At 35.4% G+C, this 25,059-nt stretch carries 23 protein-coding genes and 1 other annotated feature; of the genes, 2 read left to right on the top strand and 21 right to left on the bottom strand.

Going from position 1 to position 25,059, the window contains the following annotated elements:
• Positions 1-19: 19 nt before the first annotated feature.
• From rpmI to ODU55_RS07910, 4 genes are all read right to left on the bottom strand, one after another.
• On the bottom strand, positions 20-220 hold the full coding sequence (gene rpmI / locus ODU55_RS07925) for a 50S ribosomal protein L35 (protein WP_012027223.1): 201 nt from the start codon (positions 218-220) through the stop codon (positions 20-22).
• Between the two features lie 26 nt (positions 221-246).
• The gene (infC, locus tag ODU55_RS07920) at positions 247-753 is read right to left on the bottom strand and encodes a translation initiation factor IF-3 (protein ID WP_002940606.1); all 507 of its coding nucleotides are present in this window, start codon (positions 751-753) and stop codon (positions 247-249) included.
• Positions 754-793: 40 nt separating this feature from the next.
• Positions 794-922 (bottom strand) — a sequence feature (ribosomal protein L20 leader region).
• 26 nt (positions 923-948) lie between these two features.
• Positions 949-1,626: a (d)CMP kinase gene (gene cmk, locus ODU55_RS07915; RefSeq protein WP_014637749.1), complete on the bottom strand. Its 678-nt coding sequence runs from the start codon at positions 1,624-1,626 to the stop codon at positions 949-951.
• 9 nt (positions 1,627-1,635) lie between these two features.
• Positions 1,636-2,118: an SAG1386/EF1546 family surface-associated protein gene (locus ODU55_RS07910; RefSeq protein ID WP_015646683.1), complete on the bottom strand. Its 483-nt coding sequence runs from the start codon at positions 2,116-2,118 to the stop codon at positions 1,636-1,638.
• Positions 2,119-2,168: 50 nt separating this feature from the next.
• Between ODU55_RS07910 and ODU55_RS07905 the strand changes: the two genes are divergently transcribed.
• Positions 2,169-2,363, top strand: a complete 195-nt coding sequence (locus tag ODU55_RS07905; protein ID WP_044669890.1) for a ferredoxin — start codon at positions 2,169-2,171, stop codon at positions 2,361-2,363.
• On the opposite strand, the gene ODU55_RS07900 is transcribed toward ODU55_RS07905, so the two are convergent.
• From ODU55_RS07900 to cps2T, 15 genes are all read right to left on the bottom strand, one after another.
• Positions 2,352-2,840 carry an EbsA family protein gene (locus ODU55_RS07900; protein WP_014637746.1) on the bottom strand — a complete coding sequence of 163 codons (489 nt, stop codon included), beginning with the start codon at positions 2,838-2,840 and terminating at the stop codon, positions 2,352-2,354. The genes ODU55_RS07905 and ODU55_RS07900 overlap by 12 nt on opposite strands.
• A 182-nt stretch (positions 2,841-3,022) precedes the next feature.
• Positions 3,023-3,793 carry a glycosyltransferase family 2 protein gene (locus ODU55_RS07895; protein WP_398582490.1) on the bottom strand — a complete coding sequence of 257 codons (771 nt, stop codon included), beginning with the start codon at positions 3,791-3,793 and terminating at the stop codon, positions 3,023-3,025.
• Positions 3,783-4,139, bottom strand: a complete 357-nt coding sequence (locus ODU55_RS07890) for a DUF2304 domain-containing protein (RefSeq protein ID WP_002937073.1) — start codon at positions 4,137-4,139, stop codon at positions 3,783-3,785. The genes ODU55_RS07895 and ODU55_RS07890 overlap by 11 nt, the downstream gene beginning before the upstream one ends.
• Positions 4,139-4,855, bottom strand: a complete 717-nt coding sequence (locus ODU55_RS07885) for a glycosyltransferase family 2 protein (protein ID WP_024395477.1) — start codon at positions 4,853-4,855, stop codon at positions 4,139-4,141. Before ODU55_RS07885 ends, ODU55_RS07890 begins: the two co-directional genes overlap by 1 nt.
• Positions 4,856-4,957: 102 nt before the next feature.
• A complete protein-coding gene (locus tag ODU55_RS07880) occupies positions 4,958-6,211 on the bottom strand; it encodes a glycosyltransferase family 4 protein (RefSeq protein ID WP_024401408.1) in 1,254 nt (417 codons plus the stop codon).
• Positions 6,211-8,271, bottom strand: coding sequence for a rhamnan synthesis F family protein (locus ODU55_RS07875; protein ID WP_398582489.1), 2,061 nt, complete (start codon positions 8,269-8,271; stop codon positions 6,211-6,213). Before ODU55_RS07875 ends, ODU55_RS07880 begins: the two co-directional genes overlap by 1 nt.
• Before the next feature lie 9 nt (positions 8,272-8,280).
• Complete coding sequence (locus ODU55_RS07870; protein WP_024411484.1) at positions 8,281-9,261, bottom strand: glycosyltransferase family 2 protein; 981 nt, start codon at positions 9,259-9,261, stop codon at positions 8,281-8,283.
• 2 nt (positions 9,262-9,263) lie between these two features.
• Entirely contained in the window at positions 9,264-10,253 is a 990-nt protein-coding gene (locus ODU55_RS07865; protein WP_044693440.1) for a glycosyltransferase family 8 protein, read from the bottom strand.
• Between the two features lie 24 nt (positions 10,254-10,277).
• Positions 10,278-11,585 carry a DUF2142 domain-containing protein gene (locus ODU55_RS07860; protein ID WP_044692736.1) on the bottom strand — a complete coding sequence of 436 codons (1,308 nt, stop codon included), beginning with the start codon at positions 11,583-11,585 and terminating at the stop codon, positions 10,278-10,280.
• Positions 11,582-12,841: a polysaccharide biosynthesis C-terminal domain-containing protein gene (locus tag ODU55_RS07855; protein WP_024378821.1), complete on the bottom strand. Its 1,260-nt coding sequence runs from the start codon at positions 12,839-12,841 to the stop codon at positions 11,582-11,584. The genes ODU55_RS07860 and ODU55_RS07855 overlap by 4 nt, the downstream gene beginning before the upstream one ends.
• A gap of 32 nt (positions 12,842-12,873) precedes the next feature.
• Positions 12,874-14,637: a rhamnan synthesis F family protein gene (locus ODU55_RS07850; RefSeq protein ID WP_398582488.1), complete on the bottom strand. Its 1,764-nt coding sequence runs from the start codon at positions 14,635-14,637 to the stop codon at positions 12,874-12,876.
• Entirely contained in the window at positions 14,619-15,833 is a 1,215-nt protein-coding gene (locus ODU55_RS07845) for an ABC transporter ATP-binding protein (RefSeq protein ID WP_336383268.1), read from the bottom strand. Before ODU55_RS07845 ends, ODU55_RS07850 begins: the two co-directional genes overlap by 19 nt.
• Positions 15,833-16,639, bottom strand: a complete 807-nt coding sequence (locus ODU55_RS07840) for an ABC transporter permease (protein WP_024384359.1) — start codon at positions 16,637-16,639, stop codon at positions 15,833-15,835. The genes ODU55_RS07845 and ODU55_RS07840 overlap by 1 nt, the downstream gene beginning before the upstream one ends.
• Positions 16,640-16,641: 2 nt before the next feature.
• The gene (locus tag ODU55_RS07835) at positions 16,642-17,571 is read right to left on the bottom strand and encodes a glycosyltransferase family 2 protein (RefSeq protein WP_398582487.1); all 930 of its coding nucleotides are present in this window, start codon (positions 17,569-17,571) and stop codon (positions 16,642-16,644) included.
• Positions 17,568-18,716, bottom strand: a complete 1,149-nt coding sequence (cps2T, locus tag ODU55_RS07830) for a beta 1-4 rhamnosyltransferase Cps2T (RefSeq protein ID WP_398582486.1) — start codon at positions 18,714-18,716, stop codon at positions 17,568-17,570. The genes ODU55_RS07835 and cps2T overlap by 4 nt, the downstream gene beginning before the upstream one ends.
• 213 nt (positions 18,717-18,929) lie before the next feature.
• Between cps2T and ODU55_RS07825 the strand changes: the two genes are divergently transcribed.
• On the top strand, positions 18,930-21,479 hold the full coding sequence (locus ODU55_RS07825) for an LTA synthase family protein (protein WP_398582485.1): 2,550 nt from the start codon (positions 18,930-18,932) through the stop codon (positions 21,477-21,479).
• Between the two features lie 59 nt (positions 21,480-21,538).
• Here the strand turns inward: ODU55_RS07825 and ODU55_RS07820 are convergent, their stop codons facing one another.
• Complete coding sequence (locus ODU55_RS07820) at positions 21,539-21,976, bottom strand: glycoside hydrolase family 73 protein (protein ID WP_257209531.1); 438 nt, start codon at positions 21,974-21,976, stop codon at positions 21,539-21,541.
• Between the two features lie 68 nt (positions 21,977-22,044).
• Positions 22,045-25,059: GBS Bsp-like repeat-containing protein (locus ODU55_RS07815; protein WP_398582484.1), on the bottom strand; the 3,015-nt coding region annotated here is incomplete at its 5' end.

Here is a 25,059-nt window from a genome sequence, read left to right as displayed (position 1 = left end):
TAAATTCTAGTAAGTCGGCTTATTTCAAACCTGTAAGCATTGATTTGATACGCTTGAAGTCACCAGCATGTACCATACCTGCTTTACGAAGGTGACGACGTTGTTTTTTAGTTTTACCGTGGAAACGGTGTGAAGTATAAGCGCGGAAGCGTTTCAATCCACCAGAACCTGTACGTTTGAAACGTTTAGCTGATGCGCGGTGAGTTTTTTGTTTTGGCATGTTAATTCTCCTTTTGCTTAAAAAGCTTATTTTTTATCTGAAGCTGGGGCCAATTGCATAAACATTTGACGTCCATCCATCTTAGCGCGTTGTTCGATAATGGCAATATCTTGGGTTGCTTCAGCGAACTCAGCTAATACTTTCGCTCCAACTTCTTTGTGGGTAATCATACGACCCTTGAAACGGATCGAAACCTTAACCTTATTTCCTTTTTCAAGGAATTTACGGGCATGACGAAGTTTTGTCTCGAAGTCCCCTTTATCAATAACTGGACTTAGACGCACTTCTTTTACAGTGACAACACTTTGTTTTTTGCGTTGTTCTTTCTGTTTCTTCTGATATTCAAATTTGAACTTACCGTAGTCCATAATTTTCGCTACTGGTGGTTTAGCTTGTGGTTGAATCAATACTAAATCCACGTTGGCGCTATCAGCAATGGCCTGAGCCTCATTGAGCGGTTTGATTCCCAACTGTTCACCCTCAAGACCGATAAGACGAACTTCACGCACTCGAATTTCATCATTGATGAACAAATCTTGCTTTGCTATGGCTTTTCACCTCATTTTATATTTTTCGAGAAAAACGAAACGGACTTGCTAAACAAGTCCGCACTACACCATTATTCTTTCCGAAGAAATCTTAATCCGTAGAGCCAGACAACGTTAGTCGCAAGGCGAGAAGCTCTCACTTCTGCTTTTCTCAATACGACTATTCTAACATGTCTAAAACTACTTGTCAAGAATTTCTTTCGCTTTTTCGGAAATAAATTTCACTACACCTTCGATGGATACTCCTGTTGTATCAAAGGTAATGGCATCATCTGCTGCCTTTAAAGGAGAAACTTCTCGATGAGAATCTTTATAGTCACGAGCCGCAATTTCCTGCTTTAGAGATTCCAAGTCGGTCTCAATGCCACGTTCCGTATTTTCCTTAAATCGACGAAGGGCACGCTCTTCAACAGAGGCAATAAGGAATATTTTGAGTTCTGCCTGTGGTAAAACAACTGTTCCAATATCGCGACCATCCATGACAATACCACCAGCCTGGGCAATTTCCTGTTGCAGGCGTACCAATTCTTCCCGTACTAGAGGAAGTGCTGCTACTGCCGACACATTATTTGTTACTTGGTTATCACGAATTGGCAAAGTAACATCTTCATCACCCACAAAAACTAATTGTTGGCCATTTTCATCACGCCCAAATCGAATAGGATACTGAGCAAGCAAGGCCACGATTCTATTTTGATCTGTAACCTCTATGCCGTTTGTCAAGGCTAGATAGGTAGCCGAGCGATACATAGCGCCTGTATCTAAGTAAGTATATCCAAAATTTTTAGCAATAATTTTAGCAACCGTTGACTTCCCACTTGAAGCTGGACCGTCAATTGCAATTTGAATTGATTTCATAACTCCTCTTTATCTAATACGAACTACATCACCTGGGTGTGCAAGCCAAGACCCTGTGGTCATTTTCTCTGGATTTAATCGCTCTAACTCAGCAATTGAAATCCCGCCACGTGCGGCTAATTGTCCAACACCTTCACCTGCTTGAACAGTAAGGGTAGAGCCATCCGTAGCTTCTGCTAGACTGGAACTTGTTTCCGTTGTTTCTGTTTCTGTCGCATCAGTAGAAGTAGACTCCTGTGTTTCTGCAACTGAAGTTGAACTTTCTGCTACAACTGCTGCGGAGCTTGGATTATAGAATTCTTTAGTTGAATCTGTTTTACTTCCTCCAACCGACAAATAGATGGCAGTGATACCAATAATCAGTACGATAACAAAGAAAATAATTGCCAAGACTGTAAATACTGTTGTACTTGCTACTCCCTTGTTTAAACGTTCTTTTCGACTAACTGTTTCTGTTTGATAAACTTCTTCATTCCATGGCTCTTGTGACATTATCGAGAAAACTCCTTGTATTTTTATTAAAATATGATTACAATACTAATATGAAAATAAAACTTATTCCTGAACGGTGCATTGCCTGCGGGCTCTGCCAAACCTATTCATCTATATTCGATTATGATGACGACGGTATCGTTGTTTTTTCAGACGACTCACAATTTGAGAAAACGATTGAACCCAATCCAGATATTCTCAAAGCCATCAAATCATGTCCTACAAAAGCCATTTCAACGGATTGATTTGGCTTTTTTTGTATAATACTCTTCAAAATAATCCTGTTTTATTAAATGGTCTATTAATTCAATCTCACCCTTGAAGCAATTATGAATAGCTAAATGGTTAATAAAGTATTTTTTCGGCCATTTGCGCATGTGATACACCTGCCCATTGGGAAATTCTTGTGAAAATATGCGAATGGCTAGATAAGAAACTTCAATTTTTTCTATGGTAGCAATTTCAATTTTCTGTACTGCAAAAGGATTAGCCGAAGCAATCCGTAAATGCTTTTCTTTTATCTCGAAATAGCGATGTAAGCCAAGCACTACTAATACAGCAAAGAGAGAGAGAAGTAAGATAAATAATCTTGACACTCTCAACTTTTCCAATAAAAGTGTCATACCAATGAAAATAGGCGTGAAGGTAAGTGACCAGTAAATAATGGCCCATGATAAATCCGGTTGCCAATGGTAACGAATTTTACCAAAAATTTTGATCATATCGGACCTCCATCTATTATTCTAGCACAAAAAAAGAGATTTTCCTATGAAAACCTCTATCTTTTGAAATTTTTTATTACATTTACATGACAATATTAGTTGGTTTGTAAAACTTCTGAAACGCTTTTGAAATATTTTGAGTAGGAATTGGTGGGAACACAACGATCAATAGCTAAACTATTTTAGCTATTCGTCTCTTGACTCTTAACATAGTAACTCAGGAGAAACTTGGCAATAAACTTTGGCCAGAACAACAAATACATTTCATAGTCTTCTTTTGTACGAATATTGTTTTCAATGCTATTTGTCGTCTCAGATTCTTCATGAATGCGATGATACATCAAACTCTCATCTACAAGGGTAAAGCTACCATTTTTTTGTGCAATCTGATACCAAGCAAACCAATCAAGAGAAACTTTCATTGCTTCATTAAACTTGAAATCATTCAGTTTCTTCAAATTATAGGTCACAGCTGGACAAGAAATTGGATTACCAAAAGCTAAAACCCTATTCCGCCAAAACTTCCATTTGGGAAACATGGCCATTGTCCGTAACATGAGTTGCTTGATTTTCAAGTTTGAAGTTAAGGGAATAGCCACACCTTCCTTAACTTCCTGGTAATCTGAATAAGCAATCAACGTTTCCTCTGTCATCTGAGACATTATTTTTTCACAATAGTCTGGTAAATAAATATCATCTTGATGAGCAATTGTAGCATAAGGGGTTGTTACAAAAGAGAGTGCTAAATTCCAATCTTTTCCAATACCACCTCCTTGCGCGGTATGCATTACGATTGCATTCTTTTGGCAAATTTGTTCTATATATTCACTCGGAGTACTAGTGTATAGGATGAGTTGTGATTGAAGTGTTTGCTGCTTTAACGAATGGATGCATTCTTCTAGATACTTACTATCTCCATAAGCACAGATAACAAATGTATGGTTATTCTGCATGATGCTCCTCCAACTCAGAGATTCTTTTTTTAGCCATTGATACTTCTTGAATTAAATTTTTAATCTGCTGCTTTTGTTGAGATAAAGCCATACTATGCAAAAATCCAATCACCAAGAGAACAAAAATTGCCACAGATAACAAGAAATTGGAAGTCAGACCAAACCCGAATAAATAAGCCAATTTAATGGGAATAACATCAAAGAGTGCAAAAACAATCAGTCCGAAGCCAATAACAATCCACATAAAGGCATGTTCGAATAAAATCTTATTTTTATTAATATTCCTAAAAATAAAATACAAAAAACCTAGTGAGGCAAGAAACATAGCTAATGCTTGTATAGTCATTATTCCCCCTCCTTCATAAGCGATGCAATCAAAATAGATGAGCAAACTTCTACCATGTAGCGGATGGACTTAAATGGAGTAATCGAAGAAACCCCTCCTGCTCTCTCAAACATATTAGCAGGTGCTTCTACTACTTGGAAATTTTGCTTTAGTAAATGAACAGTTGATTCTGGTTCCGGATATTTAGTAGGGTATCGTCTGGCGAATTGAGCAATTACTTTTCTATTTCCCAAACGATAACCAGATGTTGTATCCCAAATGCGTTTTCCAGTTGTTAGTTTTATCATATTTGAAATAATGCCTATTCCAAATCTTCTCATAAAACTAGTTTGAAATTCTGACAAGGTTTCACCAACAAAGCGTGAGCCAATCACCATATCAGCTTGACCAACTAAGATTGGCTGAATTAAGCTATTTAAGGAACGAATGTCATGTTGCCCATCACCATCGAATTGAACTGCTACGTCATAGTCATTGTCCAAGGCATATTTATATCCCGTCTGAACAGCTCCACCAATACCTAAATTTTGTACTAGGTGAACAGCATTTAATTTATTTTGAATCAAAATTTCTTTCGTGCTATCTGTTGAACCATCATTGATGACAACATAATCCAATTGAAAATTGACACTATTTCTATAATCTATAATTCCCTGAACAGTTTGAAGGATACTTTCTTCTTCATTGTAGGCAGGGATAATCATTAATACTTTCATTTTTTCTCTCTAAAACTAGAATTCTATATAATTTTTCAGATTCTACTACTCATTTGAAGAAACTGTAATATACATATTTTAGCATAGCTATCCTATTATTTATTAAAGTCGAAGTTTATGTCTGATTTTTGTCGTGATATTGCTGATCAATCTTGCATAACGCTCCAATCTTGTTGGATGCATATTTAAAGTCAGTAACTCTTTTATGTGACTTAAATTTGTATTTTGGTATCCAATATATTCTAAGTGATTGATGCCGTTCAGTATTTCTTTATATGCAACTTCCGGTGTATATAGAGTACGTAAACGTTCCACATCAAGCCGAGCCCTATCTGAAAAATCTCTAAAGGATTCAATCACTTGCTCTAACTTAGTCACCAACTCTTCTATATCGCCCAATTTATAAATTTGACCTGCTGAAAATATTTCAAATGCCGTCAAATGTCCTAAATTATCTGATAAAATTACTGGAAGCCCTCTTAAGATTGCTTCAACATAGACTAAGCCAAAAGTTTCCATAGATGAGGGGAAAACACAGATATCTCTATCAGTTACTTCTTCCCAAGGATTATCTAAGTTACCTAAAAATCTAACATTTTTCTGTAATTTATTTTCATGGATATATTCATCACAAATAGCTTTGTATTTACTATCCCATCCTCCAATAAAAACCAATTCAATATCTAATCTATTTAGTGTCTTATATGCTTTTATAAGTTCTAATTGATTTTTTCCTTCTGTTAATCGACCAACAGAAACAATTCTAACTTGGTTGCCTTTTTTTAAATCTTTTGTTTCTTGCTCAGTATAAGAAATAAACGGATGGACTTTCTTATTAAATAGTGGTGTTAAAAAATTATTTAACTCTCCAGTCACACTAAATAATTCTGAAGAATACTCTTCTATGAAGTCAATTTTATCAGCATAATAAGCAAACTCATTTTTAGGGAATTCATGAATTAGCCAAAAATGGGGAACCTTTTGACATGAGGCAGCAATTGCTCCCTGAAAAACATTAACAGTATTTGAAATAACCAAGTCTATCTCATTTTGCTCAATAATTTCAGCTATGTCCTGAACATTCTGGCGATAGTAGCTTGTAGCCTCTTCTCTATTAAGGATTTCTCCACCTGGTGCATCCGGCCACCACCACTTGACAGTTGGCAAATAGTAATTCTTAACCCCTATCATTTTATAAAGTTGCTCATGCTTATCTTGCGGTTCCCCTCCTATTGCATGAGTAACATTTATAACTGTGTGTCCCAGTTGAATAAGGTACTTCATTAGATAATAAATAGACTTCTCCGCACCATTATCCATACTAGTCGTAGGAGAAATAAACAAAATACGTTTCATTAGACTAACTCTTCTTTCAAAAAATCATTAATTCTATTTGCTGTAGTGCAATGATTCATTACAAATTCAAAAGCATTTTCTGCTATTTGTTCTCTCAAGTCTTGTTCAAGAATCAATCTCTCCAATTTACTTTCCCATTCGTTATCATCTGCTAGAACTCCAGTCACTCCATCTTGAATCATTTCTTCAAATGCTCCAAGATTACTTGCAACTGTCACAACTTTAACTGCTGCCGCTTCTATCCATTTAATTTCCGACTTTGCTTCATTAAAAGTTGTGGTTACAAGCGGCGCCAAGTTAATATCAACTTGTGAAATTAAATTTGGAAGCTTTCTCCAATCAACATACTCATGACTCACAATCTGTTTTTTGAATTTTTGGAATGGTTTAGGAATGTCTAAATATCCTACTATATGTAATTCCACTTGCGGGTACTTTTGAAGCAGATGTAGCAATGCTTGACTAATTAAATCAAAATTTTCGTTGTGTGTAATTGACCCTGAGAAATATCCTATTTTGACTTTATTGTCGTTCGAATTTTTCTTAACTTGTAAACTACGCTCAACTAATTCTTTAGACATGACATTGCGATTCAAGATAACCTTGTTTTTATATTGTTCAAGCTCGTCTTTCAATTTCGAAGTCGATGTGATAGCATAGTCGCAGAGAGAAAGCATTTTTTTGTAAGCTAAGACACTTGTATCATAACCTTTTTTCTCTCTCTTGCTCAAGCCTTGGGTAAATTCAAGTTCATCTGTAAATTTTGTATCAAAAACCAAATCATCAATATCAAAATAAACAGGTCTGTTCTTTATGTGTGCCGCCCTACAAATTTCTTTCAGCATATCATTGAATGGAGCTCTATAAATAATAATATGACTAGCAAACTGTGCATCCTGAAGTTGTACACGAGAATTATTTATCACTCGAACTGTATAACCAAGTTCTCGCAATTGCTCAGCCTTATTTAACACACGATAACGTGTACATTGTGGAATAATATTTTCGACACCATCAATAATCAAAATATAAGATTGATTTTCTCTAGTTTTAAAATCTTCTAATATAGAAGACACCACTTCAATCGGATAATCTGTTTCCTTAGCAATATACTCCATCAAATCCGGAATCTCAGATTCTCTTTCTAAACCATGCCAAAAATATTGTTCTCTGTCATAATTTCTAAAGGCCGAATACTTAACTAATGGACAACCTTGCTTTAATAATTTAAGCGGATGAATATACAATGCACTATCTTTCGTGTCTTTAATCAATGCATCATACTTAAAGCCTCGATCATAAAAATATTTTGCAAACACAGTTTCATGTTTTCCAATTGCCTTATTACGAGAATCCGTATCAGAGAGCTTTTCCCAATAATCATAAAATCCTTCATACCTAAGCAAGCTATTTTCAATAACAACAAAATATGACTGTAAGTGCTTAGGAATTTTACCATAAGGGTTATAGCCGGTAAAGTCTAGCTGCTCCTCACCCATCGAAATTCCCCAAAAGTCTAGCTGACTGGAATTAAACTCAGAGAAAACCTCTTCCAAATCTCTAAAAGGACCAATATTCGTATCATTAACCAAGATGAGCTGATTATACTGTTGTAACGCCTCTTTTCCAGTATGTATTATCCCCTGCCGGAAAGCCGCAACGTCATACCCCTCATTTTCTCTTTCCAAAACCTTACCATATTGTGCTAAACGATTTATATCAGCCTGTGGAAGTTTACCATTTACAACAATTAAAACATCTCGAGAAATTTTAGCCAACGCCTCTAAAAAAATTACTTTATAGTCCTGTAAAGACGATTGATGTTCATAAATTGTGTAAATCAAGTAACGATTTTTGATATCTGAATAATTATTTCTACGTTGTTTATCACGTTGCAAAGCTAGTAGAGTTCGCTTTATATATTTTGGAATTCTCCAGAAAAACTTTGCAATATTTTTGGTAAGCTCTAATATATAAAACAATAGCTTGTATTTACCTGATAAGATAAATAATCGCGTTGTGAAATTTCTAATCCACCTTTTCACAGTGTTACCAATCACTTTCTATTATTATCTACTTTTATAAATTTTCAAAAGTTTGTTTTGAATAAATGTTGATACATATATCCCCAGAACTCTGGTCATTAAACCTGAGATTCTAAAAGAAACAAGTTCTACCCTATGTGAATATTTTAGCAAATATCTAAATTTTTTCACAAACATTTTTATATCAGAATTATTCAGATATGGAAATACAAATGGCAAGATGGAAATATAAGAATTTGATAAATAAATCAAAAGTGCTTCTTGTTTCTCATTCGATAGTTGTTTAAAATTCTTTAAATTTTCTTCAATTCCTCTAAAGGCATGTTCTACATGTCGAAGCGTGACATTATTTGTAATACTTCCTTGTCGGTTCTGACGATACATGCATTGTGTATTATTTACAACAATAAATACATTCAACTCTTTCAAGAGATTTGCACACCAAATACCATCTTCATATAGATATCCATTCAAGAAATTAAGAGCAGAGGTAAATTTATCTCTTCTGACACACTTATTCCAAGCAGGGGTGATTAGGGCTCCTGTTTCAACGAGTAAGCGCGTATCTGTAATAACCTGATGAAACGGTAATTTTTTAGAAAAATTTCGAACTGCTACATCATCCTTACCGTAAAAGTAGGAAAATGGATAGATAACTGCATCAATAACTTCGTCATGTGAAATTATTTCTCTATTAATTTCATCTAAAAAGCATATATCGGTCCAAAAATCATCTCCATCTAAAAATAAAATATAGTCACCACTAGCGTTCTTTATCCCTGTATTTCTGGCTGCAGATAATCCCCCATTAGACTGATGAAATACCTTCACCCTATCATCTTTAGCTGCTAATTTATCGCATATATTGGAGGTTTTACCATCTGTAGAACCGTCATCTACCAACAATATTTCAAATTCTTCATAAGTCTGATTCAGTACACTATACACACATTCTTCCAGATAATCAGCAACATTGTACGCTGGGATAATAACGGAAAACTTCACACCTAGACTCCTTTTTGTAATCTAATTTTCCTATATTTCATGAATACAGGAATTAAGACTGTAATAATTTTATAGCGCAACATAGGAAAAGGCTTCATAACCATGTTAAAAAGATTAAAGCAGAAAAAGTAAAGCTGCCAACCACTCTCAAATTGAGTACCTCTCCATGGCGTCTGATTTAATGCAGAAACATAGTCCTCTCTAAATCGATGTTTATTTCCGATTCTCCATGGACGTTCTTCGCCTAAAAAATGAACAATACGTGGTTGCTTACGAATTTTTACAAATTCTTCTTTTGAAATAAACGTTGAAGGCCTACTTAATTTTTCCAATGTACGATATGGATAAACATCAAAAATATTAAAATAATTATAAGTGATTGAGAGTGTTTTTATCTCTTCTTTCAACGCTCCATTCAGTGCATCTTGATCATTAGCAAAAAGCTCTCCATTTTTTTCTTTATAATAATCAAAAATAATTGTTCCTATACTTTTTGAACGCCACCGTTTCAAATCGATTAGAAGAACTCCCGCATTATGATATGTATACGTACCCAAATTTAAGCCTTCTCTTCTCTCAGACGAAGCTGTCGGTTCTGGGCACATTCCAAGGACTTTCCCCTCCAAATCTACTTCCCATAGCTCCCGAATATTTTCTAAAACTAAAGTATCTCCATCTAAATAGATGATTCTATCAACTTCTTCGGGTAGTAATTTATCTACAAGTAATCTTGCAAGTACAACCGAAGCCCAACCATTTGTGTCAACTTCAAAATCAAAATATGATTCCAAGTTTTCCAATTCAACGATTGTCAATTTATTTCCTCCGTCGGTAACAAATTGATGAAGTTTTTCTTTATTCTGTTGACTAATACCATCTGAGAAAAGATAAAAATGGCATGTATCGTCTTCGTTTAATGTTCGCATGATTGAGCCCATACAAGCTGCTACTTGCGGAACAAAAGCATCATTCAATGTAAATAATATATTCACGTTTCCCTCTTCCACTATCTTAAATTACAACCAATAATAATCCACTATCAAAAATAGATACATGATAAAGTTAATGACTACTGTGCCAGTGATCAACCGTATCAAATACTTCTGTTTTACCGATACACTTACCTGCTCTTTTAACATTAAACATGCCGGAAATAGATAGACTAAAAACGGAGTAAAGTATCTTCCTTGTGCCCCCTGAGAAATTATTGCATTTGGTCCAATAGCTGTCGGTGTCCATGCAAAATACATGCCCGCTACAATGATAGCTACCTGAACAGGGAGTACAAATAACGAAGCAAGACCTTCTGTTTTACTTATCTTTAAATTTCCATCATTAAATAATAATAACGTAAAAATGAAAATATCTATGAAAATTAACCAAAGAGGTAATTGAGTGACAAACCAGCCAAAATAACCAAAAATACCAACCGTTAAAATACCATTAAGATGATCATTTCTATTATTGATAAATAAACTGTTTATCATCACTTTAACAAAGTGCACGACACCACCTCTATTATGTAGGAACAGATAGCTAACAAGTAAAACTAGTCCTAATCCCAAAATAAGAATTGGTAATCTTCTCTTTTGAATCCATTTTAAAATCGAATTAAACTTAGATAAGACACCTTCAAATTCAAAATCAACAAAAAACAATAGTGCCAAAAGTAAAATATTATTTGCTTTTGTTAAATATAATAGCAAGGATAATAATATTAAATTAATAAATTTCCTGGTGGTCAGTACCTTGTCTACCAATAAGTTAACATAAAAAACAAAAAATGCAACAACAGCCAGATAGTTCACCACATCATAAGACAGTGAGCCAGCCTGCTGAATCATCATAGGTAAAAGTGAGACAAAAAACAGCGTCATCTTCCCATACTTTATTTTTTTTATCAAATAGTAGATACCTATAATATAGACTATTGTATTAAAAAGGCGCCCTATAGTGACCATCATACCATATGACGGATAAATCAATTTACCTACAACTAGACCAATTAGCTGAGGTGTACTCATTAACGATTTCAGTGAAAAATCGATAGATAATTTATCCTTTGAAAAATCACGAATTTTGGTAAAAAGGTTTGAATATTCTGTAGAATCAACTGCATGAATCTCCGGTTCTGAATACGTAAAATCTGCTGTCCGTAATTCATTCATTGCCTCTGTATCTCTACTTGTCGGAGAATCAAATAATATATTCCACGACATAAAAGCATGTGTTGCTTCATCAGGAACCTTTGTCACAGGCATAACAAATATTGAAATTAACAAAAAGGGGATTGCTAACCTTAAAAATAATTTTTCTATCTTCATTCTTGTACTTCCCAATTCAAATGTTTTTGCAATTTTAGATATATTACTAAAGAAATTAAAAACCAAGTCCACATCGAACTAACAAAAGCAATAGCTGCCCCCAATATTCCATAATATTCTACCAGTGGATTAGAAATCAATATGGATAATAAACAAGAAATTGCAAATGAAATTACGAGATACTTTTGCTTCCTCAAAACAGTAAGCATGTTATCACAAATGGTTGCAAAGGTACTCGCAATTCCCCCAAGCATTGTTATAATAAAGCTTAGCCAGTATTTATTAAGATTCGTTCCATAGAGAATATTTAATGCTGGAATCCCCAATACTATCCCCCCGACCAAAACTAACACAGCCAACCCGACAACCATTTTAACGATACGCTTCTGATATTGCTTAAATTGATTATAGTCCCCAGCTCTTCTATATATAGCCAACTGAGTTATCATGGGTCTAAACAAAATCAATAAAATATTCATTGAAAAAACAGGCATAAATAAAATGTTAAAATCCCTTTGAACACCTGTTCCTATAACACCTCTCTCAAAAAAAGTATTGAGAGCATATTTAGGTTGATTATAGATAGTAACAAGTAAAAATGCATTAATAAATAACGGCAAGCATTCTAACAATATATTTTTAATGGCTTTCAAATTAATTTCTTCTTTGATAACCCTCGTAAATTGAAACAAATTCGGAACATCAAAAAAGAAAACAAATAAATATGAGCTAATGACTAGATAGATTAATGAGAGTAGCAGGTTATTGGTTATAAACAAACCAAGTCCAAATGTCAAAATCACAATAGAGTTTCTCAAAAAAAGTGATTTACCTGCAATATCTAGCCGAGCATTTTGTTGGAACAATCCTTGAAAAACATCCGACAGAGCGTCACTTCCGCGATACAAACATATTAGGAAAATACAAGCAGATTTTTGAAATTCATATTTAGACAGAAAAATATAGCTTAAGGCAAGTAATAGCATAATAGTGATTGTTATAAGCCTTGTTGCAAGATACTGGCTAAACGAAAACTTTTTCGAAACATCAGTCGCTTGATAATCTCTTACCTGAAAACTAGCAATGATTACAAAAAGATTTGCTACTGCATAAGCAAAACTAAAAATATCAGCCTCTAATTCCGTCAACAAACGTGTTACTAGTAACAATAAAAATATTGATATTGCTGCTGAAGAAATACTTCCTAATAAATTCCAAATAAATATTGTTTTTGGTGATACTATTTTGCTCTTCACACTATCTTCCCCTTGTTTGTCATCCGTTATCCCTAATTTTTTAATAGAGATTTCTTTATCATCTTAAACACACTTACAATTCCAACAGATATTATCTTTAGTGTCCTTCTCAGTCCAATTTGTAAAAATTCTTTTTCTTCAATAATTAAACGTAATTCCCTTTCGCTGGAAAAACTAATCTTTTCCAATATTGGACTCACATTTTCAGTATTCTCGACCACTGCATAATCATTTGATAAATCCCACGCGCTATAAATAAATAATATTGGAACTAGCAATAATCTATCTTCTTTTGAAAAATCAATGTTTCTAAATTTTTCCTCAAGCTTTTTATAGTGTTCTGTTTTTATCCAATACCAACTTACTTCTTCTCCAATTATATAAGGCACTTTATAAAAATCAACTTTCTTAGTTCTCGCAAGTGATTCATAAAGTATATTCAATTGACGAATACGTTCCGGATTGGCTTCACGAAGACTTTTTCTATCATATCTTTGATTAGTTGTTAAGTCTGGAATAACTACAGCCAAATTAGATTGTGATTCAAAATTAGAAATCACTGCATCAAATGATGTAAAAAACATTTTCCTCAACTGATACCTGTCAATAATATCCTCTACAGAATATTTTATTTCCTTTGTTTGTTTGACAGTTATATGAGCAAGATATTTAGCATCTCCCATATAGTTATTTACTGTTTCAAAAAAATGCAATTCATCTGTGAGTTTTACAATCTGTGCTCTCAATTGGAAGGTGAATAAATATCTCTCAACTATACTACACTTATTTGAAAAGTCAGCTTCTGGCAATGTTATTAGTAACTGGCACCTATCGGCTATTTTGCATAACTCTTCAATATACTCTTCAAAAATAGACACTGATTCTATGTGAATATGAAGAAGCACCGATGTCGAAGATAGAACAGTTTCCGTCGTTTGCGAAACCCGTATTTGAGGAATAAAACTCGTACCCGGAATAATTATCTGCCTCAAATGCCTCTCGATTAATTCAACTGGGTATTTCGTTTTCATCCTAATAAGATGTATTAAAGAGCATATTCTATCTGGATATTCAGTAAAACTCTTTATTTTTATGAATGGAACATTATTTTTAAGTATAACTTCTGGATATTCTAGTGTAATGTTGCTATTTTCAAGGGTTTTACAACAAATGGACGTATCTAATACACACTTATAGCTATAGCCCTCTGATAAAAGTATTTTTGTCAATTGGCTCTCGTATAATTTTATAACATCTTGAATATCTGTTAACTCACTTACAGATGACCAAAAACCAACAAATGCTTGACTCTGCAAGATTCGTTTTTTAAATACCATAAAATATGACTGTAAATGTTCAGGGACAACTACACTATCTATTTTTGTCTCTAAGTGATTGGTCATTCCCCAAAAATCTACATCAACATCACTGTCAAATTGACTATAATAATCCTCTAGGTTCCAGAGGGGGCCGAAACATGTATCATTCATCAGAGTTACCGAATCATATTGATAAAATGTTACTTGATTCAGCCCTTCTTTCCATGCCGCAAAATCATAACCAATATTATCTCTCTGGATAAAAAAATCAATCAGTCGTTCCGACTGTAAATATTGTACTATGTCCTTTGAAACATGGCTGTTAGAAACAAAAACTATGTCTGAATAAATACTTCGTATCGACTTTAATTGATAATAAATATATTCACTGACGACATTATATTTATTATAGTGAACATATACCAACAAACGCGACATTCTGCCTCCGTTATATTTTATTATTCTAGTAGCTCCCATTGGCTATTTCTCTGAATAAACCCGGTTGCTGCATCTTCCTCTGCAATATTATCAGTACTAAACTTCCTACTAATAAAAATAGCTGGTGTGTCAGAAGTCTTGGCAAATAATAACGGCTGCTTATTACTATTTCGTACTGACACCGCCATTTTTAATTTTGCCTGATTAATTGAAGGTAGCTTACATTTCACTCGGAAAAACTTCTCGCCTTTGCCAAACGTTTTTAAATCCATAGAATTGTCGTTATATACATCAAAATGACGTTCTAAATCTAAAAATGTAAATGCAATATGTGTTTCAATATCTTCTAAAACCGTATATTTAAACTCGATTTCAATTGATTCATCTGGTTCAATTTGATTTTTTGAGACCACGTTAATCTGCAAATCTTTTACAATATCACTCTGATGCAGAGGTTCTTCGTTTTCTGTAACTTCGCTTATTGAGGCAAGCACATTATCAAAACTGTATTGATTAGCTACATCATCAGGTTCTCCTAATGCCTTGACGTATCCTTTCTCTATAAGAAGAGCTTTATTACAATACTTTTTCACAGCTCCCATATCATGGGTGACAAGAATGGTTGTTTTTCCACTTTTTTTACGCTCTAGGAAGTAATCATTACATTTACGCTGAAAGGCCTCATCACCGACTGCTAGAACCTCATCAAGTATCAGAATATCTCCTTGAGCTTTAATGGCAACTGAAAAGGCTAAACGTACCTGCATACCACTAGAATAATTTTTCAGCTTTTGATTCATGAATTCACTCAATTCCGCAAATTCAACAATATCATCATACATTGCATCAATTTCTTCTGCAGTAAATCCTAACATCGCACCGTTTAGGTATACATTTTCCTTACCAGTTAGTTCCGGATTAAAACCAACACCAAGTTCAATAAAAGAAACTAATTTACCATCCACAGCTACAGTCCCTCTTTCAGGAACATATATTTGAGATAAAATTTTTAACAGTGTCGACTTACCAGAACCATTGCGACCAACAATTCCAAAAAAGTCCCCTTTTTCAACTTCAAAACTGATATCCTGCAAAACATTATACTCTACGTAGCCTTTAATCCCTTTAAATAAATTGACTAAAGTAGTTCTTAGACTCTGACTACTCTCCGTTGGAAGCTTAAAACTCTTGCTAACATGTTCTACTTTTACAGCAATATTATTATTTTTTACCATTACAAAATCTCCGCAAACTTTTTGGCATTTTTTCTAAACACAGTTATACCCAATAGGTAAACAACGACTGGAAGAATATACGGAATTGCCACAATAACAGGATTTTCAATCAATTCACTAACTGTAGTATTCCCAGAATAAACAATAAAATGTCTCAAGTCTTGAATAATTTGTGCAACAGGGTTCAACATCATCAACTTAGCAAATGTTACTTGCCCACGCTGTAAAATAAATGTCAATGAATAAATAATTGGTGTCGCATACAATCCAGCCTGTAAGAACACTTCCCAAATTGGACCAATATCTCTAAATCTTACAAATAAAGAAGATAGGATGAAAGCTATACCTGTTGCTAGTAATGCCAATTCAAAAAACAGTGGGATTATAACTAAAACGGACCAAGTAAAGGGAACCCCGTTAATAGCAGCAAATACAAATACAACCATTAAGTTAATGGCGTAATTAATTGCAGCTCCTGCAACTGAAGAAAAGACAATAATTTCTTTCGAAAAATTCAATTTACGCAACAAATCTCCACGAGAAACAATGGACATCATTCCCATGTTGGTTGCTTCAGTAAAAAAGTTCCAAGTAACCATACCAAGCAGTAAACTTACTGCATAATGTGGAGTTCCATCATCAAAACGTAAAAAACGTACAAAGACTAAATACATAATTGTAAAAAGTAACAATGGTTTTAGGATTGACCACAGGTGTCCAATCAAAGAACCTTGATAACGCAGTTTAAAATCAGTTTTTACCATTTCTTTCAAAAGAATTTGGTTTTCTCTATTCAATAAGTTCATAACTATTCCTTATAAGCAAATTTTGTAATAATGAGTGTTGTAAATACCAATGTATGAAAAGCCTTATTTTTCCTCAATCCATATTTTCTTAAAATCCTGAATCGTTCAAGCATTGGTTTATCCATAATGGTTACAAATGCTTCAATTAATTCTCTATTTGACTGAGATAGAGGCATTTGTAGTAAGTGTCGGGCTTGTTTTTGACTATTTTTTATCAAATCCCAATAGATAGCAAATAAAATATGAGGGCGAATCCATTTTTTAAAGCGTTTTGAGAGAGTTCGAGCTCCTAAAACATTATCAGAATGCTGGCGGTACAGTTCCCCTGGTTGATCAATAAATACCAAATTTCCAAAGGCTGACGCAAGCAGGGCCAGATACCAATCATGCATCAAAATATCCTCAGTTACTTGCCACATTTCAGCAAGATGATGATTAATCATGGCGACACCGCCAGTTACAGTATTCTCAGTCAACTCCTCTACTAATAGGGTATTGGCATGGTGAGATTGGGAACGAATCATACTCTCTGTCATGACCTGCAAGTCTTGGTTGACGACAGTCAAATCCATATAGACCATGAGAGGTTGGTCGGTAGGATATAATATGGCTTCCTGCAAACTGACTTCCAGCTTGTCTGGCAGCCAAACATCATCTTGGTCACTGAAAAAATAGAAATCAGCAGTATCATAATGAACTAGCCTATGAAAACTTTTGATGACACCGAGATTTTCGTCTGTCTCAACATCTATGAAGTGAATTCGCTGATCTTGTTCAACAAAATCTTTAATAATCTCTCTAGTTCGATCACTGGAACCATCATCACGAATAAATAGTGTCCAGTCTGTGTAAGTCTGTTCTTGGATAGAGCGAATTTGCTCAGCTAAGAACTGTTGACCATTGTAGGTCGACATGAGTATGTTTACTTTCATTGTAAAAATAATTCCTCGTACTCTTGGACGATTTTTTCCCAGGTGTATTCATCCTTCATGTGTTTTTTCGCAATTTCTCCTAATTCCACCGCTTCAGCATTCTCATCAATTTGGTTAATTAATTGACTCAGGCTACCTGACTCCTTACTCCAATACCGAGCACCTTCTAGGGCAACTTTGCGGTTAAAATCAACACCTAAAACCAAATTTTCATTGGTTTGCGCCAGCGCTTCTAGGAGACTAGGATTGGTTCCTCCAACTTCATGTCCATGAATATAAGCTCGACATTCTTGGCGCAGATACTTAAGTAGTTCTTGGTCATATACTGTTCCTACAAACTTAATCCGCTTATCGGATATAAAGCCTGTCTCATCTTTCAATTTTTGAAAATAGGCAGAGCCTTCATGGTTTGCAACGATGACTAAATCACGTCTCGTGTTACTTGCCATAAACTCCTTAATTGCTGTCACATAGTTATTCTCAGGTACAAATCGACCGATAATCAGATAGAATTCTTTCTCCCTGATTCCCCAATTTGTAAAATATTGGCGAACTTGTTCAGATTCTTTTGTTAACTTAGTTGGACTTAAATCTGTACCGTAGGCAATAAAGCGTGTATTGGTTGCCGAGTATTCAGATTGAATATAATCTTCAATTCCCTCATTATCCGCAATAATCAAATCAGCATATCTGACCATCATTTTTTCAGAAAATTTTAGATAGCGTTGAACTGGTTTAGCCCACTTGGCCCGTTTCCATTCCAAACCATCTGGATTGACAAACAAGGTACCTCCAACAGAGTGAATCTTTTTCGCAAAAGGTACTATGAAGCCACCTATGGTATTTCCCAAGATATAGAAAATCGGTCGCTCTATCTGCTGTTCCTTAATGATTTTAAGGGCATAAGTAATCGCCATCATATCATAAGCGATAACGCGAGCTGGTCCAAGTTTTGGTGGATTAATGGTGAAGCAATCTGCACCTAAGTAGGTCGAATGCTGATGATGACTTGTATCCGATAAACAAGCTACATGATAGCAGATTTTCTCGGATTTCTGGTGACTGACCAATTGTTGGACAAAGGTCTCAAAGCCACCATATTTTGCTGGTAGTCCACGACTACCGATAATAAAAACGTGTTTCATGAATCCTCTCCATCAAATTGCAGTTCTTTTCATTATACCATTTTTTAGTTTTTTTTCCTAATTCTATCCTAGTTTGGCTATAAAGCCTTTTCTTTTTCTACACCTCTGCCTCCACAGTATAGATAAAAACAAATTTTGAGTTAATAAGGAAAATTTGATATAATATGTACTGGCTTTTACATAAAAATATAAAACTTAGAATTGTTAATAAATATGAAATTAATCAAACAGCTTATTCACATACTAATCTCCATCGGATTGATTGGAAGTTTTTTTCTCTATGCACATCTCATTCAAAACGAATTAGGTTCTACAAAAAATAATGGAACTATAGAAATAATCGCAGAGCAACCAAACCAAGTAATCGACAGCATCCAAATAAATGGACGCTATATTCATTCATCAGAAATTATAGAAAACCAATGGGGAATCAATGATGCTGATTTAATTCCTAACTTCTCTTCTCTAGGTGAGGAAAATTCACTCATAATTAAATCATCCTCTTCTGTAAGAACCTTATCATTTGAATACTTTGTTAGTGAAAATCCGACTATTGTAAAAATTAAAGTTGGTGGACAATTGGTTGAATCCGTTGACACATCAACTGGAGATAAATATAAAAATTTAGCCTTTATTGAACTTCCCTATACTTTACGGATAACTAAAGATAATCATTTTTGGTATCTCCACTTAATAGTTCTTGCTTTAGGCCTATCATGCTTTATCTTAAATGGATCAACATGGAGAATCAAGAGAAGACATATCAGCATCTTAACAATATTATTAATCACTCAATATATATTCACTACTTTTACATTCCCACGTTTATATCGCAACGAACTAGTACTATTTAATTCCAGTTTTAATAAAATGGAAACTCAACAGCTATTAGTTGCACTGACTTACCTGATATTTTTTAGTCTTTTGGGATACAAACAACTCCGAGGTCATATCTCTAAAGCCTTCAAAACGATTAGTCTATCAGTGATTTATCTTCTAGTTCCCATTTTTTCATTATTTATTATTGAAAATAGCTATTCACAATTCTCTACTCTTTCCCCAAACAGTCTTTGGAACAATCTAATCATTATCGGAGTCCTCTACCTAATACTGGTCTTTACAACTAATCTACGATTTGCCAGCCTATTAATTCTGTCCGCTTCAGTATTTATTGGTATAAGTAACCAACTTTTGATTGACAGCCGTGGTGCTCCTCTATTATTTTATAATCTTTTTCAAATCACAGATGGATTAAATGTAGCTTCTAGCGTAGCGATTAATATCAACAATCGGATGCTACAAAGCATGGTATTTTCTTATATTTTATTGACCTTCTTTTTCTTTATCCCTAAATTATATTTACCAAAACTTCTACCTTCTAGAACGTTCTATTCTAGTTATGATTTCAAATGGCCGAAACGTTTCAGCAGAATCTTACTAGGATATATAACTTTAATAACAATCGTTCCAATGATTAATAAAACTGTCGTCTCTAATGCAAATATATCATTGAACTACTGGAGAATGTACGTGACCTACGGTCAATTTGGGCTGCCACTCTCGCTCGCCTCTTTCTATGAAGATAGTAAAATAACTAAGCCTGACGGATACTCAGTTCCCAAACTTAATGAAGTTCTTGAGAAGTACTCTCCTGAAACAGAAAAACAAACAGTCCGGCCTAATATTATCTTTATACAGAATGAATCACAGAGTGATTTTTCAAACTTACAGGGATTAAATATGGAGCCTGATCCACTCTCAAACCAACATGCTTTAACAGATAATGCTGTTCACGGTACATTAAACGTTTCTGTATTTGGAGGCGGAACAGCTAATACAGAGTATGAAGTTCTGACAAGTAACCCAATCAGTTTACTATCTTCTAATTTATTTCCATATCAACAGATTATCACACAAGAACGACCAAGTTTTGCATCCTATCTAAAAGATAAAAATTATGAGACCGTGGCTCTACATCCTCAATCTGGAAATAATTACAACCGTCATGCAGTATATCCTCTACTAGGGTTTAATAAATCTTATTTTTTAGATTCGGAACCTGCTATTAGTAGCTTAGCATCACTAACAATCGATCGTGGCTGGCCATCTGATCAATTCTTGTTCAACGGAATAAAAGAACTTTATACCCAAAAAGGAGACCAGCCTCTATTTAGCTTTGTTGTTACCATGCAAGGACATGGAGGCTATCCAAGTACGGAAGAAATTTACCCTCGTGAAGTCAGCATTAATGGTTCAACATCTGAATACTTAGCTGAAACAGAATTTTTGACCAGTATGAAGAAGACGGACGAAGCATTTGCTGATTTAATTACTTTCTTTAGCACTTACAAAGAGCCTACGGTCATCGTCATGTACGGCGATCACCAACCTAGTTTGAGTCAAGAATTTTACGCGCAGTTTATGGATGAAAATAATCCTGCTGCTAAATATTCTACCCCTTTTGTGATTTGGTCTAATTTTGATATTAAGGAACGTGAATCTACAACTATTAGCCCAAACTATCTCGTTCCATATTTGATGGATATTTTATCCGAATCAGACTATGCCCTTCCTCGATCACCTTACCAACAATTTTTGAGCGATATGCAAATCGAAGCACCTATCATTACTAGTTGGGGAAACATCGATAATAGCGGCCAACAAATTGAAGATATATCAAGCCTATCACTTTACCAAACCTACTTACAACTAGAATACAATAGTGCCGTTGATAAACGACCTCTAACAGATTTATATGAGTGATAAAAATAGCCTTGCTCGTTTTTGAGCAAGGCTATTTTATCATCAATCATCCTAAAAACTTAATTATCTAAAAGATAAAGCTTGTAATTCTCGATAATTGATCGTATTTTTTCACCATATTTCGGATCAGTAGCATATCCTGATTGTCTTAACGCAAGAATTGCTTGTTGATAATCAGTTGCCTCCCTAAAACTCTGGTAATTTTTTATTCTCCACGGAGTAGAGGTAAAGAACTTAGCATAGTCTGCTACACTTTCATTCCATGAATTATATTTTCTAAACAAGTGCTTTTCTTGCTTCTTCTCACCATCACGGTATTCATTGGTAATGATTTCAATTGTATCGCCCGTCCATGCAGCATCCGCTTTGATGCCAAAAAGATTATTCCCATGAGTCGCCAAGTATGACGTTCCCCATGCACTTTCTAGGATGGCTTGAGATAACATGACGCTAGAAAGGATAGAATTCGCTTTTGATTTTTGCTCAATTGCAGGCACTAGATTAGCTATGAAACTTTTCTGATCATTAGAAAGTTTTCCTGTTTCAATACCTGTACCTGCAGTTCCTACTTTCCCTCAACAGCACCATACCAGTTCATCACACCTTGTGCCAATGCTTTCGCAAGGCGAGTGTGATAAGAATCTTGTTTGATAACCTGTAACTCCGAAGGATTATCCATAAATCCTAGCTCCACTAGAATAGCAGGAATTGCTGTCTCGCGAAGGACTGCAAAAGTTTCTCTTCTTACGCCACGGTTAACTGCACCTGTTTCCTTAATTAAACTCTCCTGAACCTTGTTAGCTAAAATCTCACTTTCAGCTAAACGAGTAGGGTTATTATGCATTTCTTTATTAATTTTAGGTTGGTATTCCGGATCGTATTGATACCAGTATGTTTCGATACCAGTTGCATTCGAAACTCCTGTACCCGTCGCATTAAAATGGATACTAATAAATAAGTCTGCGTTGCTTGCATTCGTCATTCGTGACCTCTCTGTTTTGAAGTCTACATCATAATCACCTGTACGGGTCATCAAAACATTGATTCCATATTTCAAGAGATTTTCACGCAACTTATTTGAAACAGACAAAGCAAGATTTTTTTCATGTACGCCTCCATAAGAAGCTCCTGAGTCTCGCCCTCCATGTCCTGGGTCAATATAGACTGTGTAGGAGCGCTGTACCGACGGGGTTGATAAATGAGTCGTTGTACCGCCAGCACCTGTTAGGCCACCACTTGAGTCCTTATAATATAGATGAACCGTGTAGGTACCTGTACGATACTTATGGTCCTTCTTATTAACAGTTAACTTATAACTGCCATCTGACTGACGAGTAGCTTCATACCAACGTATATCGTCTGACTGGGACCAGGTAGGTAAGAGAACACTTGCTATATCTTTTGGCGATGAAACATTAGTAACACGAACATCGAAGGTACCTTGAGCATCGTTACGATTTTCAATTGTGATGGTACCTGTTGGCTTCACTTCTGATAAATGAGTCGTTGTACCACCTGCACCTGTTAGGCCACCACTTGAGTCCTTATAATATAGATGAACCGTGTAGGTACCTGTACGATACTTATGGTCCTTCTTATTAACAGTTAACTTATAACTGCCATCTGACTGACGAGTGGCTTCATACCAACGTAAATCATCCGTCTGTGACCAAGTGGGTAAGATAACACTTGCTATATCTTTCGGCGATGAAACATTAGTAACACGAACATCGAAGGTACCTTGGGCATCGTTACGATTTTCAATTGTGATGGTACCTGTTGGCTTCACTTCTGATAAATGAGTCGTTGTACCACCTGCACCTGTCAAACCACCACTTGAGTCCTTATAATATAAATGAACCGTGTAGGTACCTGTACGATACTTATGGTCCTTCTTATTAACAGTTAACTTATAACTGCCATCTGATTGACGAGTGGCTTCATACCAACGTAAATCATCCGTCTGTGACCAAGTTGGCAAAATAACACTTGCTATATCTTTCGGCGATGAAACATTAGTAACACGAACATCAAAGGTACCTTGGGCATCGTTACGATTTTCAATTGTGATGGTGCCTGTTGGCTTCGCTTCTGATAAATGAGTCGTTGTACCACCTGCACCTGTCAAACCACCATTTGAATCCTTATAATATAAATGAACCGTGTAGGTGCCTGTGCGGTACTTATGGTCCTTCTTATTGACAGTTAACTTATAACTGCCATCTGACTGACGAGTGGCTTCATACCAACGTAAATCATCCTTCTGGGACCAAGTGGGTAAGATAACACTCGCTATATCCTTAGGAGAAGAGATATTAGTAACACGAACATCGAAGGTACCTTGAGCATCGTTACGATTTTCAATTGTGATGGTACCTGTTGGCTTCACTTCTGATAAATGAGTCGTTGTACCGCCAGCACCTGTTAGGCCACCACTTGAGTCCTTATAATATAGATGAACCGTGTAGGTACCTGTACGATACTTATGGTCCTTCTTATTAACAGTTAACTTATAACTGCCATCTGACTGACGAGTAGCTTCATACCAACGTATATCGTCTGACTGGGACCAGGTAGGTAAGAGAACACTTGCTATATCTTTTGGCGATGAAACATTAGTAACACGAACATCGAAGGTACCTTGAGCATCGTTACGATTTTCAATTGTGATGGTACCTGTTGGCTTCACTTCTGATAAATGAGTCGTTGTACCACCTGCACCTGTTAGGCCACCACTTGAGTCCTTATAATATAGATGAACCGTGTAGGTACCTGTACGATACTTATGGTCCTTCTTATTAACAGTTAACTTATAACTGCCATCTGACTGACGAGTAGCTTCATACCAACGTATATCGTCTGACTGGGACCAGGTAGGTAAGAGAACACTTGCTATATCTTTTGGCGATGAAACATTAGTAACACGAACATCGAAGGTACCTTGAGCATCGTTACGATTTTCAATTGTGATGGTACCTGTTGGCTTCACTTCTGATAAATGAGTCGTTGTACCACCTGCACCTGTTAGGCCACCACTTGAGTCCTTATAATATAAGTGAACCGTGTAGGTACCTGTACGATACTTATGGTCCTTCTTATTAACAGTTAACTTATAACTGCCATCTGACTGACGAGTGGCTTCATACCAACGTAAATCATCCGTCTGTGACCAAGTGGGTAAGATAACACTTGCTATATCTTTCGGCGATGAAACATTAGTAACACGAACATCGAAGGTACCTTGGGCATCGTTACGATTTTCAATTGTGATGGTACCTGTTGGCTTCACTTCTGATAAATGAGTCGTTGTACCACCTGCACCTGTCAAACCACCACTTGAGTCCTTATAATATAAATGAACCGTGTAGGTACCTGTACGATACTTATGGTCCTTCTTATTAACAGTTAACTTATAACTGCCATCTGATTGACGAGTGGCTTCATACCAACGTAAATCATCCGTCTGTGACCAAGTTGGCAAAATAACACTTGCTATATCTTTCGGCGATGAAACATTAGTAACACGAACATCAAAGGTACCTTGGGCATCGTTACGATTTTCAATTGTGATGGTGCCTGT

It is taken from the genome of Streptococcus sp. 2022WUSS037 (assembly GCF_044427225.1).
Lineage (GTDB): Bacteria > Bacillota > Bacilli > Lactobacillales > Streptococcaceae > Streptococcus.
Note: the sequence above shows the minus strand (reverse complement) of the source record. Positions and strands in the feature narration are given on the sequence as shown.

Bases quoted from the DNA above. Each gene is read 5' to 3' on its own strand.
- ODU55_RS07825 (WP_398582485.1), top strand. From the start codon at position 18,930: ATGAAATTAATCAAACAGCTTATTCACATACTAATCTCCATCGGATTG.
- ODU55_RS07880 (WP_024401408.1), bottom strand. From the start codon at position 6,211: ATGAAACGTATTTTGTTTATTTCTCCTACGACTAGTATGGATAATGGT.
- ODU55_RS07835 (WP_398582487.1), bottom strand. From the start codon at position 17,571: ATGAAAGTAAACATACTCATGTCGACCTACAATGGTCAACAGTTCTTA.
- ODU55_RS07895 (WP_398582490.1), bottom strand. From the start codon at position 3,793: ATGCAGAATAACCATACATTTGTTATCTGTGCTTATGGAGATAGTAAG.
- ODU55_RS07860 (WP_044692736.1), bottom strand. From the start codon at position 11,585: ATGAAGATAGAAAAATTATTTTTAAGGTTAGCAATCCCCTTTTTGTTA.
- ODU55_RS07845 (WP_336383268.1), bottom strand. From the start codon at position 15,833: ATGGTAAAAAATAATAATATTGCTGTAAAAGTAGAACATGTTAGCAAG.
- ODU55_RS07890 (WP_002937073.1), bottom strand. From the start codon at position 4,139: ATGACTATACAAGCATTAGCTATGTTTCTTGCCTCACTAGGTTTTTTG.
- ODU55_RS07850 (WP_398582488.1), bottom strand. From the start codon at position 14,637: ATGGGAGCTACTAGAATAATAAAATATAACGGAGGCAGAATGTCGCGT.
- rpmI (WP_012027223.1), bottom strand. From the start codon at position 220: ATGCCAAAACAAAAAACTCACCGCGCATCAGCTAAACGTTTCAAACGT.
- ODU55_RS07840 (WP_024384359.1), bottom strand. From the start codon at position 16,639: ATGAACTTATTGAATAGAGAAAACCAAATTCTTTTGAAAGAAATGGTA.
- ODU55_RS07900 (WP_014637746.1), bottom strand. From the start codon at position 2,840: ATGATCAAAATTTTTGGTAAAATTCGTTACCATTGGCAACCGGATTTA.
- cps2T (WP_398582486.1), bottom strand. From the start codon at position 18,716: ATGAAACACGTTTTTATTATCGGTAGTCGTGGACTACCAGCAAAATAT.
- ODU55_RS07905 (WP_044669890.1), top strand. From the start codon at position 2,169: ATGAAAATAAAACTTATTCCTGAACGGTGCATTGCCTGCGGGCTCTGC.
- ODU55_RS07885 (WP_024395477.1), bottom strand. From the start codon at position 4,855: ATGAAAGTATTAATGATTATCCCTGCCTACAATGAAGAAGAAAGTATC.
- ODU55_RS07910 (WP_015646683.1), bottom strand. From the start codon at position 2,118: ATGTCACAAGAGCCATGGAATGAAGAAGTTTATCAAACAGAAACAGTT.
- cmk (WP_014637749.1), bottom strand. From the start codon at position 1,626: ATGAAATCAATTCAAATTGCAATTGACGGTCCAGCTTCAAGTGGGAAG.